General features: G+C 62.7%; 8 protein-coding genes and 3 rRNA genes. 9 read left to right on the top strand and 2 right to left on the bottom strand.

Annotated elements, in window-relative coordinates:
* Nucleotides 1–39: 39 nt before the first annotated feature.
* Nucleotides 40–2415 (bottom strand): glycoside hydrolase family 3 N-terminal domain-containing protein, encoded by a 2376-nt coding sequence (locus QFZ57_RS00055; RefSeq protein WP_306897066.1) that lies wholly within the window; start codon nt 2413–2415, stop codon nt 40–42.
* A 268-nt stretch (nt 2416–2683) separates the two neighbouring features.
* Between QFZ57_RS00055 and QFZ57_RS00050 the strand changes: the two genes are divergently transcribed.
* From QFZ57_RS00050 to QFZ57_RS00035, 4 genes are read left to right on the top strand one after another with little or no spacing between them, the layout of a single operon-like run.
* Nucleotides 2684–3832 (top strand): Gfo/Idh/MocA family protein, encoded by a 1149-nt coding sequence (locus QFZ57_RS00050; RefSeq protein WP_306897064.1) that lies wholly within the window; start codon nt 2684–2686, stop codon nt 3830–3832.
* A gap of 28 nt (nt 3833–3860) precedes the next feature.
* A complete protein-coding gene (locus QFZ57_RS00045) occupies nt 3861–4841 on the top strand; it encodes a PmoA family protein (protein ID WP_306897062.1) in 981 nt (326 codons plus the stop codon).
* A gap of 3 nt (nt 4842–4844) precedes the next feature.
* Entirely contained in the window at nt 4845–5576 is a 732-nt protein-coding gene (locus tag QFZ57_RS00040) for a cupin domain-containing protein (protein WP_306897060.1), read from the top strand.
* A gap of 34 nt (nt 5577–5610) precedes the next feature.
* Nucleotides 5611–6636, top strand: a complete 1026-nt coding sequence (locus tag QFZ57_RS00035; RefSeq protein ID WP_306632200.1) for a LacI family DNA-binding transcriptional regulator — start codon at nt 5611–5613, stop codon at nt 6634–6636.
* 38 nt (nt 6637–6674) lie between these two features.
* On the opposite strand, the gene QFZ57_RS00030 is transcribed toward QFZ57_RS00035, so the two are convergent.
* Nucleotides 6675–7067 (bottom strand): VOC family protein, encoded by a 393-nt coding sequence (locus QFZ57_RS00030; RefSeq protein WP_306632199.1) that lies wholly within the window; start codon nt 7065–7067, stop codon nt 6675–6677.
* A 389-nt stretch (nt 7068–7456) separates the two neighbouring features.
* Here QFZ57_RS00030 and QFZ57_RS00025 point away from each other — a divergent pair, with 389 nt between their 5' ends.
* The 5 genes from QFZ57_RS00025 to rrf all read left to right on the top strand — a co-directional run bounded on the left by QFZ57_RS00025 (nt 7457) and on the right by rrf (nt 15643).
* Nucleotides 7457–8719, top strand: coding sequence for a GmrSD restriction endonuclease domain-containing protein (locus tag QFZ57_RS00025; protein ID WP_373461131.1), 1263 nt, complete (start codon nt 7457–7459; stop codon nt 8717–8719).
* 85 nt (nt 8720–8804) lie between these two features.
* Nucleotides 8805–9521, top strand: coding sequence for a PASTA domain-containing protein (locus QFZ57_RS00020; protein ID WP_306897052.1), 717 nt, complete (start codon nt 8805–8807; stop codon nt 9519–9521).
* Nucleotides 9522–10190: 669 nt separating this feature from the next.
* Nucleotides 10191–11715, top strand: a 16S ribosomal RNA gene (locus QFZ57_RS00015).
* A 503-nt stretch (nt 11716–12218) separates the two neighbouring features.
* Nucleotides 12219–15359, top strand: a 23S ribosomal RNA gene (locus tag QFZ57_RS00010).
* Nucleotides 15360–15526: 167 nt separating this feature from the next.
* Nucleotides 15527–15643 (top strand): 5S ribosomal RNA (gene rrf / locus QFZ57_RS00005).
* The 16S, 23S and 5S rRNA genes sit together here, the layout of an rRNA operon.

Raw genomic sequence — 15643 nt, 5'->3', positions numbered from 1 at the left:
TATTGGTGGGGCTGCCCGAAAGATACTGCCGCCTAAAACCTACTGCTGCGTCACCGTCACTGGAGTCAGCATCTCCCGTTCATAACCCACCACCCGGCGCTCGCCGTGGAGGATGAGCTCGTGGGTGTGGACGTCAGCGGTGCTGGACGTGGCCACATGGAGTCTCACCAGGCCCCGCGTGACCACCCGCTTCAGGTCCAGCCCCGTGAATGAGGTACGGTCCGCGTGCACCGTGAATTCCACCCGGGCCGACGCGCCGGCGGCGAGCTCCACCCGGGCATAGCCGATCAACTCGCGCACCGGCCGGACCACCTCGCCCACCGGGTCCTCCAGGTACAGCTGCACCACTTCGGCGCCGTCAACCCCGCCGGTGTTGGTCACCGTAAGTGCCACCGTGACGGCGTCCGCCGTCGACATGGTGGGCACACTGGCCGCGTGGCCGGAAAATCCGAACGAGGTGTAGGAAAGGCCGTGGCCAAAGCCGAACAGCGGTGATGGGTCCAGGGCGCTGACACCGGACGGGCCGGCGAGCCGGCTGTGCAGGTAGGTTCCCGGCTGGCCCCCGGGTGTGCGCGGCACAGAGACCGGCAGTTTGCCGGAGGGGTTCACGGCGCCCGTGAGCACATCCCACAGCGCCTCGGCGCCCTCTTCCCCCGGGAAGAAACCCTGGACGATTGCCCCGGCGCGGTCGGCGAAGTCGCCCAGGGCGTAGGGCCGTCCGCTGAGAACCACGACGACGGTCCGCGTCCCGGCAGCCTCGGCCGCCGCCAGCACCTGGTCCAGCATGCGGTGCTGGTCACCGGGCAGCCGGAGGTCCGGCGCATCGTTGCCTTCGCCGGAGGTGCCGCGGCCGAAGAGACCGGCGTTGTCACCTACCACGATGACGCAGGTGTCCACGGAGGAGGCAATGCCGCATGCTTCGGCGATCTGTTCCTCGGCGATGGCCTCGCAGTTGCCCGTGCCGGCGGCCTGGATGGAACCGAAACGTTCGACGGCCACCGCGGCCACGGTGGGAACCCGGATGCCCATGGGCACATCGGGGTGGGACGCGCCGACGTGGGCGTCAAAGGAGTAGCAGCCCAGCATTGCGAATGGATCCTGGGCCAGTGGCCCCACCACGCCAAGCGACGCCGACGCCGCCGCGGGCAGCGGCAGGCTTGGCGCGCCGTCGTGCGTCCTGTTGGTCAGCAGCACCAGGGACTGGGCGGCGATCTCGCGGGCAAGAGCGCGGTTGCCGGCCGGATCCAGGTCAATGGTGCCGGCAGCAAGGACCGGGGGAGCGGGATCAAAGCCGAGGGCAAGCAGCCCGGCTTCCTGCTTCTGCCTCAGCACCCGTCGGAGCGCGGTGTCCACCAGGGACTCGGATACATCCCCGGACCGTACGCGCTCCAGCAGCGGCTTGCCGTAGCAGTTCACCGTGGGCAGTTCCACGTCCACGCCCGCCTTCAGGGCCAGTGCCGCGGCTTCACCGGAATCGGCGGCGATGCCATGCGTGACGTTGAGGAAAGCGACGCCGAAGTAGTCCGCCACCACCGTCCCGGCAAAGCCCCACTCGTCCCGCAATAGCGAGGTGAGCAGGGCGCGGTTGGCAGCCGCGGGTACACCGTCGATGTCCGTGTAGGCGTGCATCACCGAGCGGGCGCCGCCGTGCTTAAGGGCAAGTTCGAACGGGGGCAGCATCACGTCTGCCAGCTCGCGCGGACCCATGGACACCGGAGCGTGGTTGCGCCCGGCCCGGGACGCGGAGTAGCCCACGAAGTGTTTGAGGGTGGCCACGATTCCGGTTTCTTCCAGCCCCTGCACGTAGGAGCCGGCCAGGGTGCCCACCAGGTAAGGGTCCTCGCCAATGGTTTCCTCCACCCGGCCCCAGCGCAGGTCCCGCACCACGTCCAGCACCGGTGCCAGGCCTTGATGGACGCCGAGGGCGCGCATCTGGTCCCCGATCAACCCGGCCATCCGGCGGACCAGGACGGGGTTGAATGTGGCACCCCAGGCCAGCGGCACGGGAAAGGCGGTGGCTTTCCAGGCCGCCAGCCCGGCCAGGCATTCCTCGTGCACCTGAGCGGGAATCCGGAAGCGGGACGCGGCCATAATCTGCTCCTGGGCAGCGGCCAGCCGGCGGGCGCCCTCCAGGGGTTCCAGCGGGACGGTGCCGTACATGCGTGTGATCTGGCCCAGGCCGGACGAGATCATGTCCTCCCAGGAGCGCGCGTCCCCGGCCATCTCGTTCTGCAGCGGCGCCACGGAGTCGCCGTCTGTGGAGGCGTTCACCCATACCCCTGCGAGCTGGGCCAGCTTTTCCTCCAGCGTCATCTCCCGGATCAGGCGGTCGACGGCGTCGCCTGCGTCCGGGCCCGATGGGCAACCCGCAGCGGAGGTGGGGAAGGCTTGCTTTTCGGCGGCACCGCTGGTCACGGGCGTCTCCTAGGGTTGTAAAGGCGTTTTCAAGAAACTATCAGAAACTTATGTGTAATTTCTAGATGCAAAGCCTTGACTCTTCAATCGGCAACTTCCTACGGTTGAAGCCGGAGCCTCTACTTTGACCGAGGAAGGCCCGTTGGAAACTTCCGAGCTGAGCCTCGAAAGTTTCCACAGCCACCCAGGTGCCAGGGGCCAGCTGGAATTTTCTGAGCCAGGGAACATTAGCCGGCGCTGCCGGATCTACTGCAACGACGGAGAGAACATGCGGACGTACAGAGTGGCCATCGTGGGAACAGGCGGAATCGCCGCGGTGCACGCGGACAATCTGGCCCGGACAGACGGGCGGGCAGAGCTTGTAGCCGCCTGCGATGTTGACCAGGGCCGGCTGGACGCCTTTGCCGAAAAGCACGGGATCCCCGGCACCTACCTCACCCTGGCCGAGCTGCTCGCGGAGGCCAAGCCGGACGTCGTCCACCTTTGTACCCCTCCGATGCTTCACATCGACCAGGCCATCGAATGCCTCGAAGCCGGTGTCCATGTGCTCTCCGAGAAGCCACCGGCGCTGAGCCTGGCGGACTTCGACCGGCTTCAGGTGGCACAGGCGAAGGGAGGTGCGCAGTTTTCCTGCGTGTTCCAGCACCGCTTCGGCGATGCCTCCGCCGCGGCCCGGCGGCTGATTGGCGGCAGCGAGTTCGGCCGCCCGCTGGTGGCCCGGTGCGACACCCTCTGGTACCGGCCGGACAGTTATTGGGACCTGCCCTGGCGCGGAACCTGGAATGCCGAGGGGGGTGGACCAACCATGGGCCATGGCATCCACCAGTTCGATTTGCTCCTGCACCTGCTCGGCCCATGGGAGGAAGTGACTGCGATCGCCGGGCGGCAGGCGCGCGACACCTCCACCGAGGACCTGTCAGCCGCGCTGGTACGGTTCCGCAACGGGGCCGTGGCCACCATCGTCAACTCCCTGCTTTCGCCGCGGGAAACGTCGGATATCCGGATCGACTGCGAGTTCGCCACCGTGGAATTGAGCCACCTTTACGGCTACAGCACGGACAACTGGACCATCACGGGCGCGCCGGGCCACGAGGACCAGGTCAGCAGTGCGTGGACCGGTCAGCCGCTGGAACGCGGCAGCGGCCACTCCGCCCAGTTCCTGGCCATGTACGACGCGCTCGACGCAGGCCGCCCCCTTCCGGCCGGAGCAGACTCCGCCCGGCAAACGCTGGAGCTGGCTGCTGCGATCTACGCTTCAGCCTTCACGGGGCAGGCGGTGCGCCGGGGCGAGATCGTCCCCGGCCACCCCTTCTACGGCGGGATGGACGGGGACGGGCTGGGCACTGCCGTCCTGGAATCGACAGCCTTCAATGCACCAGCGGCGGCCGCATCATCCTTCAATTCCACCCCCGCCTGACCCCGCCCTTCCAAGGAGACACCGCGCCATGACTACCCCCGCAACCACTGCCCGCCCAGCCGTGCCCTCAGCCCAGTTGAGTATCCGTGACGACGGCACCGCCCTCACCTTCACCGCCGGCGGCCAGGCCATCGCCACCTACACCTACAAGCCCACAGACAGCCAGTACGAGAGCCCCCGGCCGTTCTTCCACCCCCTCACCACCCTGGGCGGCGACGAGGTCACCATTTCCCGCCCCTGGGACCACGTTTGGCACAAGGGACTCTCCTGGGCGCTGCCGAATGTTGGCAAGCACAACTTCTGGGGCGGTGCCACCTATACCCGCGCCACCGAGTACGCCAACCTGGACAACAACGGTGCCATGAACCACGGGTCCTTCACGGGGATCGACCAGTCCGGAGCCGGAATCTCAGTGTCGGAATCGCTGACCTGGACTTCGCAGGAAGGCGAACCGGTCATCGCGGAGAGCCGCCGCTTCAGCATCCAACTGCTGGACGGCAGCGGAACTGACCCCAGCAGGAATGAGGGCGCCTACGTGATCCTCTTCGAAACCCGGATGACCAATGTCTCCGCCGAGGAGATCCTCATCGGCAGCCCAACCACTGAGGGCCGCCACAACGCCGGCTACGGCGGCCTGTTCTGGCGCGGCCCGCGGTCCTTCGCCGGCGGCGGGTTCCGCAACCCGGAGGGCACGGGGACGGATGAGTTCATGGGCACCCGCTCGCCATGGATCGCCTTCACCGGCAAGCACGACGTCACCTGCCGGTCGTCCACCATCGCGTTCGTGGAGGACAGCTCCAACCCGGGCGCACCCAACCAGTGGTTTGCCAGGTCCTCGATGTTCGCCTGCCTGGGTTCAGCCCCGTTCTTCAGCGAGGAGGTGCCGTTGCGGGAGGGCTCGCCGCTGACCTACCGCTACGCCGTGGTGATTGCCGACGGCGATGTGGACGCCGATCGGGCCCGGGCGCTGGCGGATGCCGCGCAGGCAGCGCTTGGCAGCTGGGCGTAAAGCATGGGCTCAACCTTTCCCGGTGCCACCGGGCTGTCCGAGATCAGCATCTACGACTGGCCCGGCGCGGATGGCGCCGCCGGCGGGTCCCCGCACGTGCACACCGCCTCCACCGAGGCATACGTGGTGCTGGAAGGTGCCGGCCGGCTGGAGACGCTGGACTCGCGTGGCTTCACGTCCACCCCGCTGGTTCCGGGTGCGGTCCTTTGGTTCACTCCGGGCACCGTGCACCGCGCCATCAACGATTCGGGCGACCTGAGGGTCCTGGTGGTCATGCAGAACGCGGGGCTGCCCGAGCACGGCGACGCCGTGATGACTTTCCCGCCGGAGCACCTTGCCGAAGCGGAAACATACCGCCGCGCGGCGGCTTTGGAGCACAGGGATGCCGACGCCGGGCTGGCCGTCGGGGAGGAAGCCGCCCGCCGCCGTCGTGATTTGGCGCTGGAAGGCTACTTTGCCCTGAAGCAGGCCGTGCTTGTCTCCGGCCCGTCAGCACTGGCGGCCTTCCACGCCGCGGCTGCCCGGCTGGTAGCTGACAGGACCGGGACCTGGACTGAGCTGCTGGCCGGAGGAGCAGCCCGGCAGGCTGAGGTGACCCGGCAGCAATTGGCATCTTTGGACACGGCCGAAAGTATCTATCTGGCAGAAGCGCGAACTACGATGGGAAAACGGGAAAACCGCAGAATTTACGGGATGTGTGGCCGAATCCAGACGTGGGAACTTTCCGATAACTAGCACCGGGCGCGGACCCGGGTGAAAGGGAGGTTCCGTGGTGAGCAAGCAGGACACCAGGCGCGCGACGATCAGTGAGATTGCCCGGGAGGCCGGGGTTTCGGTTCCCACGGTGTCCAAGGTTCTGAACGGGCACGCCCACGTGGCGGCGGAGACGCGGGCCCGGGTGGAGGAAATCATCTCCCGGCGCGATTACGCTCGCCGCCCTGCCAAGCGCAGGCAGAAGGCCGGCCTGGTGGATCTGGTGTTTCCGGGGCTGGGCTCGGAGTGGGCGTTGGAAATCATCGAGGGCGTCGAACGCGTGGCCCAGGACGCGGGCTACGGAACGGTGGTGAGCAGCCTGAGCCTGGACGGCTCGCGCATCCGGCCATGGCTGGCCAACCTCGCGGAGCGTAAATCGGATGGGCTGCTGATGGCCGTGTACCAGCTCGACGCCAAACAGATCCAGCGTGTTAAGTCCCTGGGGATTCCGGTGGTGCTGATCGATCCCGTCGGCCAGCCCGGGCCTGACCTGATGACGGTGGGCGCGGCGAACTGGGAGGGCGGCTTCTCGGCTACCGAGCACTTGCTGCAACTGGGGCACAAGCGGATCGCCATGATCGGCGGCCGCGAGGACCTGCAGTGCAGCAGCGCCCGCGAGGATGGCTACATCTCGGCGCTGCGCCGGGCGGGCATTGTGGCGGATCCGGCGCTGATGGTTCCGGGGGACTTCTCCATTGAGTCGGGCGAGGCCGCCACCCGCAAGCTACTGGACCTGCCGGAGCGGCCGACGGCGATCTTCACCGGCAATGACGGCCAGGCCATGGGTGCCTACCGGGCAGCGCGCTCTGCCGGGCTGCGTATTCCGGAGGACCTGTCCATCATCGGGTTCGACGACATTCCGGCGGCCGAGTGGATCGAACCCGGGCTGACCACCATCCGCCAGCCGGTAGTCCAGATGGCCGAGACTGCCATGCGCGCCCTGCTCCGCCATCTTGACGGTGACGAGGAATTGCCTCAGCGGATTGAGCTGGGCACCGAACTGGTGGTCAGGGGCTCCACGGCCCCGCCAGCCAATAAGTAGCCCGCCCCCGGACGCACACCCACTTTTGGCAGGCCCTCTTACGTTTTGTGGGCGTCCCGGATGTCCTGCGTGGTCTGCCCCTGCATTACCCAGCGGTTGCCGTCAGGGTCGCTGAAGTAGGCGAAAAGGACGCCGCCGAGGTCCTGGATCTCGCTGATGTCCGCCCCGCGCCCGACCAGTTCCTCGCGGACGGCGGTGATGTCCGGAACCACCAGTTGAAGTCCTTCCAGGCTGCCCGGTGCCATGGTGGTCATCCCGGTGCCAATGACCACTGATGTGGCGGAACCCGGGGGCGTCAGCTGGACCACTCTCATGCCCGGGATGTGTTCCACGTCGTGGTCCAGGGCGAAGCCCAGTTTTTCGGTGTAGAACGCTTTTGACTTGTCGACGTCGGAAACCGGGACCTGTACAACCTCGAGGCGCATCTGCATGCGGGCCACTCTATCTCCGCGCTCCCATGAAGGGAACGGATGCCCGCTATGAGGCTGGTGGCCTGAAATCACCGGCAATTGTTAAGGGCACTAGAAGCATTGCGACGGCATTCCTCAAGGTTCGGTCAAGAGTGGCTGAATGTTGCCCGAGGATTCGAAAAGTGTCCCTGTCCAGCCGAAAACGCAGCATAGGCTCAGTGGCGACGACTTTGTCGGGCTAAGCAGCAGGCCCGGCACTTGCAGGGCCGGATATTCGGGCCCTCACAAACGGGGAAAATTTGTCCGACTACGAAACCCTTCTCGGGTCTGTTCCGTCTGCGCCGGCACCGAAGCCGCCGCGGAAACCTCGCGCCTCAACGTTCATCGTTGGGATTCTCACTGCGCTGTTCATGCTCTTGGGGGCCCTCAGCGGCGGACCCGGCGGTGCCCTGGTCTTCCTGGGCATCTCGGCCGCCCTGACCGGTCTGTACGTATTGCTCACGGGACGGCGCTCCTGGGCGTGGCTTCCCGCCAAACGCAAGGCCGGCGCCGTCGCCCTTGCTATGTCCTTTGCACTCTTTATTGGTGGTGCCATCGCCCTGCCGCACGTGGCCAGCGCGGACCTTGAGGCGGCCTCCTCGGAGAGCACTGCCAAGGCCGCGCCCGCGAAAGCGGGCCCGACGGCGACGCCCAAGGCGACGCCGTCGTCCACCCCAACTCCTACGCCCACGGCCCAGGAGACCGGGGAGCCCCTGGATCCGGACAACACGTACGTCCTGGCTGCGGGCGTCACCGCCACCGCACCGAACACGCAGCCGGCGTACGCCACGAAGGCTCTGGACCTGCTGGCCGCCCTTCCCATCAAGGGCCGGGCGCCAAAGACCGGGTATGACCGGGCGCAGTTCGGCCAGGCGTGGGCGGACGTGGACCGGAACGGCTGCGACACCCGCAACGACATCCTCAAACGCGACCTCACCGGCATCGCGTACACGAACAGTGTGCCGTGCAAGGTGCAGTCGGGAACCCTCGCGGATCCTTACACGGGTACGACGATCAGCTTTGTCCGGGGCTCGGGCACCAGCAGCGCCGTGCAGATCGACCACGTGGTGGCCCTGAGTGACGCCTGGCAGAAAGGTGCCCAGCAGTTGACCGTGGAGCAGCGGACGGCGTTTGCGAATGATCCGCTGAACCTGCAGGCCACCGACGGTCCCACCAACCAGCAAAAGGGCGACGGCGACGCGGCCACCTGGTTGCCGCCGAACAAGGGCTTCCGGTGCGAGTACGTTGCCCGCCAGATTTCCGTGAAGGTGACGTACGGGCTGTGGGTTACGCAGGCGGAGCACGACGCGATGGCCCGGATCCTTGGTGACTGCGCCGGACAGTTGGCTCCGACGAACCAGCTGGCTCCTGTTGTTGCTGCGCCGGCACCTGCTGCAGTGGCTCCTGCTCCCGTTGCGCCCGCTCCGGCCCCGGTTGCCCCCGCGCCTGCTCCGGCCCCGGTGGCCCCCGCTCCTGCCCCGGTTGCCCCCGCTCCTGCCCCGGTTGCACCTGCTGCTGCCTACTACGCCAACTGCACCGCGGCGAGGGCTGCCGGTGCTGCACCGCTGTACGCGGGCCAAGCCGGTTACCGTCCCGCGCTGGACCGTGACTCCGACGGCATTGCCTGCGAGTAGTCCGGCTCTTCCGGGCCCGCCCCACTTTCCATCACCGTCACACGCATTCCTAGGGGAAATAATGACAAACAATCCAAACGCTCCAATGAGCCCGAATCGCAGCTGGAAGCCAACGCTGGCTCTCGTTGTGTTGACCGGCCTCATGCTGACGGGCTGCGGCGCCAACCAGGCAGCGACGCAGCCGACGGTCACGGCAACCGCAGTGGCAGCCGTCTCCGAGAACGTCACCGTTCCCGGCGTAACCGGCCTGACTTTAGACAAGGCCACGGACCAGCTGGAAGAACTCGGCCTCAAGGTTGACGCCGTCGACTCAGCCCACGGCAAGTCGATCATCGTCAAGAAGAACTGGCAGGTGACAACCCAGGACCCCGCCAATGGTGCACAGGCCGCGAAGGGCTCCACCGTGCACCTCGGCGTCAAGAACCTCGACGACGTGGCCGCAGAGAAGGCAGCTGCCGAAAAGGCGACGGCTGCCAAGGTTGCGGCCGAGAAGGCTGCAGCCGATCAGGCAGCCGCAGCTAAGGCCGCAGCTGAGAAGGCCACTGCGGATAAAGCCGCTGCCGACCAGGCTGCAGCAGCCAAAGCTGCGGCGGACCAGGCGGCCCGGGACGCGGCGGCTAAGCTGGCGGCCGAGCAAGCGGCGGCGCAGCAGGCGGCTCAGGCACCTGCGCCGGCTGCCGTCGGTGGCGCAACACCTGGCGCCTTTTGCTCGCCGACTGGCGCTGTGGGGCTGAGCAGCAAGGGTGTCACCTACACCTGCAAGCCGTCGGCTACGGATTCGCGTTCACGGTGGCGTCAGTAGCTGAATCAAGTGAGCCGAGCCGCGGATGCTTCCTTCCATGGAGGTATCCGCGGCTCGTTCGGTTTAAGACTGCCGCCGTAGAAACGCGTCCGCGACGGGTAGCGGCAACGTGCCCAATGGACCTGTGCTGCAGCACACATCAGCAAATTACGACGGCGGGAGCCTGGGGAGTGCGGCTATGACGCATCCTGCCCCGGGATTCCGCGGTTTTTGGCGGCGCAGAAGGCCTCCGGAGGCTGATTTGCGGTTGGGTGTGGGGCCGGGTATTGTTTTCTGAGTCGCCGCCGCTGAAGCGGAAAGATAGCGGCCAACCCCCTTTCTGAACGGCCTGGAAAATGGCTCGCTTTGCGGCGTGCTGTCCGGGTGGGGGCGGTCTTCATGCCGGTGGGAGTCCTGAGATGATGGATTTGCGTCGGGGTGGTTGGTCGGGTAAGTTTGGAAAGTTGCTCCGGAGCGATCCTGAACGGAAATGTTTGGGTGGTGCCGGGTGTGTCTGTTGTTTGAGAACTCAATAGTGTGCCAAGTTTGTTGATACCAATTGTTTTATGAATTGGTTGATTGTGCTGTGCCGCCACCTCCGTGGTTGGCATGGTGTTTTTAGCTGGTTTCAAATTTTGTGCAGCTGTGGTCGCCGTTATTTCCGGTGGTTGTGGTTGTGTCTGTTTTACTTCAACGGAGAGTTTGATCCTGGCTCAGGATGAACGCTGGCGGCGTGCTTAACACATGCAAGTCGAACGATGATCCGGTGCTTGCACCGGGGATTAGTGGCGAACGGGTGAGTAACACGTGAGTAACCTGCCCTTGACTCTGGGATAAGCCTGGGAAACTGGGTCTAATACCGGATATGACCGGCCGCCGCATGGTGGTTGGTGGAAAGCTTTTGTGGTTTTGGATGGACTCGCGGCCTATCAGCTTGTTGGTGGGGTAATGGCCTACCAAGGCGACGACGGGTAGCCGGCCTGAGAGGGTGACCGGCCACACTGGGACTGAGACACGGCCCAGACTCCTACGGGAGGCAGCAGTGGGGAATATTGCACAATGGGCGCAAGCCTGATGCAGCGACGCCGCGTGAGGGATGACGGCCTTCGGGTTGTAAACCTCTTTCAGTAGGGAAGAAGCGAAAGTGACGGTACCTGCAGAAGAAGCGCCGGCTAACTACGTGCCAGCAGCCGCGGTAATACGTAGGGCGCAAGCGTTATCCGGAATTATTGGGCGTAAAGAGCTCGTAGGCGGTTTGTCGCGTCTGCCGTGAAAGTCCGGGGCTCAACTCCGGATCTGCGGTGGGTACGGGCAGACTAGAGTGATGTAGGGGAGACTGGAATTCCTGGTGTAGCGGTGAAATGCGCAGATATCAGGAGGAACACCGATGGCGAAGGCAGGTCTCTGGGCATTAACTGACGCTGAGGAGCGAAAGCATGGGGAGCGAACAGGATTAGATACCCTGGTAGTCCATGCCGTAAACGTTGGGCACTAGGTGTGGGGGACATTCCACGTTTTCCGCGCCGTAGCTAACGCATTAAGTGCCCCGCCTGGGGAGTACGGCCGCAAGGCTAAAACTCAAAGGAATTGACGGGGGCCCGCACAAGCGGCGGAGCATGCGGATTAATTCGATGCAACGCGAAGAACCTTACCAAGGCTTGACATGAACCAGTAAGGCGCAGAAATGCGTCCCCCACTTTGTGGCTGGTTTACAGGTGGTGCATGGTTGTCGTCAGCTCGTGTCGTGAGATGTTGGGTTAAGTCCCGCAACGAGCGCAACCCTCGTTCTATGTTGCCAGCACGTGATGGTGGGGACTCATAGGAGACTGCCGGGGTCAACTCGGAGGAAGGTGGGGACGACGTCAAATCATCATGCCCCTTATGTCTTGGGCTTCACGCATGCTACAATGGCCGGTACAAAGGGTTGCGATACTGTGAGGTGGAGCTAATCCCAAAAAGCCGGTCTCAGTTCGGATTGGGGTCTGCAACTCGACCCCATGAAGTCGGAGTCGCTAGTAATCGCAGATCAGCAACGCTGCGGTGAATACGTTCCCGGGCCTTGTACACACCGCCCGTCAAGTCACGAAAGTTGGTAACACCCGAAGCCGGTGGCCTAACCCCTTGTGGGAGGGAGCTGTCGAAGGTGGGACTGGCGATTGGGACTAAGTCGTAACAAGGTAGCCGTACCGGAAGGTGCGGCTGGATCACCTCCTTTCTAAGGAGCACCTACAACTGTCCCTGTCCTGGTGTATGCCGGGGTGTGGGGGTTGTCAGGAGTAAAGGCCCGTTGCATGGACGTTCGTTCCGTGGCGGGTGCTCAAGGGTGGAATATCAACAAATAGCGGCTGTGGTGTTGTTTCCTTGTCCCAGTACGAGCCAGTGATGGTTCTGGAACGGTGGGGGAGTGATGGCATGGTTTAGTGTTTGGCACACTGTTGGGTCCTGAGGCAACAGGACCGCGGGTTTCTTCCCTTTCCCTTTCGGGGGTGGGGGGCGGCTGTGCGGGACTTTGTTTCTGGTTTTCCTGGCCGCGCCGATCACACACGAGTGTGTGTGGGGTGTGTGGTTTGGGGTTGTTGTTTGAGAACTACATAGTGGACGCGAGCATCTTGTATAAGAAGCAATTTCCAAGATATATGAACCTGGATCTGTTGTTCTGCCTTTTGGGGTGGAGCAGTGGTTTCCGTGGTTCTCTCGAAATTAGTTTTTGATCTTTGTGGTCAAGTTTTTAAGAGCACACGGTGGATGCCTTGGCATTAGGAGCCGAAGAAGGACGTAGGAATCTGCGATAAGCCTGGGGGAGTCGATAACCGGACTGTGATCCCAGGGTGTCCGAATGGGGAAACCCCGCTGAGCGCGCGAGTGACTTGGTGACCCGTACCTGAACACATAGGGTGCGTGGGGGGAACGCGGGGAAGTGAAACATCTCAGTACCCGCAGGAAGAGAAAACAATAGTGATTCCGTTAGTAGTGGCGAGCGAACGCGGATCAGGCTAAACCGTTCCATGTGTGATAGCCGGCGGGCGTTGCATGGTCGGGGTTGTGGGACTTTCCGTACTGTCTCTGCCGGGACAGTGGGGTGTGATGTGCGCGCATAGGTGAACGGTTTTGAAAGGCCGGCCAGAGAGGGTGTTAGTCCCGTAACCGTAATGTGTTTGTACCGCCTGTGAGAGTATCCCAAGTAGTACGGGGCCCGAGAAATCCCGTGCGAATCTGTCAGGACCACCTGATAAGCCTAAATACTCCCTAATGACCGATAGCGGACCAGTACCGTGAGGGAAAGGTGAAAAGTACCCCGGGAGGGGAGTGAAACAGTACCTGAAACCGTGTGCTTACAATCCGTCGGAGCCAGTCTGATTCTGGTGACGGCGTGCCTTTTGAAGAATGAGCCTGCGAGTTAGTGTTACGTCGCGAGGTTAACCCGTGTGGGGCAGCCGTAGCGAAAGCGAGTCTGAACAGGGCGAGTGAGTGGCGTGATCTAGACCCGAAGCGAAGTGATCTACCCATGGCCAGGTTGAAGCGACGGTAAGACGTCGTGGAGGACCGAACCCACTTCAGTTGAAAATGGAGGGGATGAGCTGTGGGTAGGGGTGAAAGGCCAATCAAACTTCGTGATAGCTGGTTCTCCCCGAAATGCATTTAGGTGCAGCGTTGCGTGTTTCTTGCTGGAGGTAGAGCTACTGGATGGCTAATGGGCCCTACAAGGTTACTGACGTCAGCCAAACTCCGAATGCCGGTAAGTGAGAGCGCAGCAGTGAGACTGTGGGGGATAAGCTTCATAGTCGAGAGGGAAACAGCCCAGACCACCAACTAAGGCCCCTAAGCGTGTGCTAAGTGGGAAAGGATGTGGAGTTGCGAAGACAACCAGGAGGTTGGCTTAGAAGCAGCCACCCTTAAAAGAGTGCGTAATAGCTCACTGGTCAAGTGATTCCGCGCCGACAATGTAGCGGGGCTCAAGTACACCGCCGAAGTTGTGGATTTCAAATAGTAGCCAAGCCGCCCACTTGTTGGGCTGGTTCAGGCGTTTGGAGTGGTAGGGGAGCGTCGTGTGGGCGGTGAAGTCGCGGTGTAAACCAGCGGTGGAGCCTACACGAGTGAGAATGCAGGCATGAGTAGCGAAAGACGGGTGAGAAACCCGTCCGCCGAATGATCAAGGGTTCCAGGGTCAAGCTAATCTGCCCTGGGTAAGTCGGGACCTAAGGCGAGGCCGACAGGCGTAGTCGATGGACAACGGGTTGATATTCCCGTACCGGCGAAAAACCGCCCATGCTGAGCGGGGGATACTAACTGCCCGAAGCCTGCCCAATCACCCTTGTGGTGTGCGGGTTTTGGTGGAGCGCAGGACCTGATCCCGGGAGGCAAGCGTATTAACAGGTGTGACGCAGGAAGGTAGCCGAGCCGGGCGATGGTTGTCCCGGTCTAAGGATGTAGGGCGAGTGGTAGGCAAATCCGCCACTCATATAAGCCTGAGATCTGATGGGACCCCCGTTTGGGGGGATTTGGTGATCCTATGCTGCCGAGAAAAGCATCGACGCGAGGTTTTAGCCGCCCGTACCCCAAACCGACACAGGTGATCAGGTAGAGAATACCAAGGCGATCGAGAGAATTATGGTTAAGGAACTCGGCAAAATGCCCCCGTAACTTCGGGAGAAGGGGGGCCCCAACCTTGATGGACACTTGCTGTCCGGAGGGGATCGGGGCCGCAGAGACCAGGGGGAAGCGACTGTTTACTAAAAACACAGGTCCGTGCGAAGTCGCAAGACGATGTATACGGACTGACTCCTGCCCGGTGCTGGAAGGTTAAGAGGACCGGTTAGCCGCAAGGCGAAGCTGAGAATTTAAGCCCCAGTAAACGGCGGTGGTAACTATAACCATCCTAAGGTAGCGAAATTCCTTGTCGGGTAAGTTCCGACCTGCACGAATGGAGTAACGACTTCCCCGCTGTCTCAACCATAAACTCGGCGAAATTGCAGTACGAGTAAAGATGCTCGTTACGCGCAGCAGGACGGAAAGACCCCGAGACCTTTACTATAGTTTGGTATTGGTGTTCGGAGTGGCTTGTGTAGGATAGGTGGGAGACGTTGAAGCCCGGACGCCAGTTCGGGTGGAGTCATCGTTGAAATACCACTCTGGTCACTTTGGACATCTAACTTCGGCCCGTAATCCGGGTCAGGGACAGTGCCTGATGGGTAGTTTAACTGGGGCGGTTGCCTCCTAAAAAGTAACGGAGGCGCCCAAAGGTTCCCTCAGCCTGGTTGGCAATCAGGTGTCGAGTGTAAGTGCACAAGGGAGCTTGACTGTGAGAGAGACATCTCGAGCAGGGACGAAAGTCGGGACTAGTGATCCGGCGGTACATTGTGGAATGGCCGTCGCTCAACGGATAAAAGGTACCTCGGGGATAACAGGCTGATCTTGCCCAAGAGTCCATATCGACGGCATGGTTTGGCACCTCGATGTCGGCTCGTCGCATCCTGGGGCTGGAGTAGGTCCCAAGGGTTGGGCTGTTCGCCCATTAAAGCGGTACGCGAGCTGGGTTTAGAACGTCGTGAGACAGTTCGGTCCCTATCCGCTGCGCGCGCAGGAAATTTGAGAAGGGCTGTCCTTAGTACGAGAGGACCGGGACGGACGAACCTCTGGTGTGTCAGTTGTACTGCCAAGTGCACCGCTGATTAGCTACGTTCGGATGGGATAACCGCTGAAAGCATCTAAGCGGGAAGCTCGCTTCAAGATGAGATTTCCATACACATTCATGTGTGAGAGGCCCCCAGCCAGACCACTGGGTTGATAGGCCGGATGTGGAAGCGAGGACTAACGACTCGTGAAGCTGACCGGTACTAATAGGCCAACAACTTACACCACACAGAACATACAAATTCTGCTTGCGTCCACTATGTGGTTCCCAACCAACAACCCCGCCCAACGGGTCAACTGTTGAACAGGAACCAACAACTGAATACACAACACCACAATGTTGTAACCACAAACTTCCCACACCAGCCCCAGGGGTCGGTGACGGGTACAAGGGTTACGGCGGTCATAGCGTGGGGGAAACGCCCGGTCCCATTCCGAACCCGGAAGCTAAGACCCACAGCGCCGATGGTACTGCACCCGGGAGGGTGTGGGAGAGTAGGTCACCGCCGGAC

The sequence above is a fragment of the Arthrobacter sp. B1I2 genome (genome assembly GCF_030816485.1).
In the GTDB taxonomy this organism is placed as follows: Bacteria; Actinomycetota; Actinomycetes; order Actinomycetales; family Micrococcaceae; genus Arthrobacter.
The sequence above is the reverse complement of the archived record's forward strand: the minus strand, read 5'-3'. Positions and strand labels throughout refer to the sequence as shown.

Bases quoted from the DNA above. Each gene is read 5' to 3' on its own strand.
- QFZ57_RS00050 (WP_306897064.1), top strand. From the start codon at position 2,684: ATGCGGACGTACAGAGTGGCCATCGTGGGAACAGGCGGAATCGCCGCG.
- QFZ57_RS00045 (WP_306897062.1), top strand. From the start codon at position 3,861: ATGACTACCCCCGCAACCACTGCCCGCCCAGCCGTGCCCTCAGCCCAG.
- QFZ57_RS00040 (WP_306897060.1), top strand. From the start codon at position 4,845: ATGGGCTCAACCTTTCCCGGTGCCACCGGGCTGTCCGAGATCAGCATC.
- QFZ57_RS00030 (WP_306632199.1), bottom strand. From the start codon at position 7,067: ATGCAGATGCGCCTCGAGGTTGTACAGGTCCCGGTTTCCGACGTCGAC.
- QFZ57_RS00025 (WP_373461131.1), top strand. From the start codon at position 7,457: ATGCTCTTGGGGGCCCTCAGCGGCGGACCCGGCGGTGCCCTGGTCTTC.
- QFZ57_RS00020 (WP_306897052.1), top strand. From the start codon at position 8,805: ATGAGCCCGAATCGCAGCTGGAAGCCAACGCTGGCTCTCGTTGTGTTG.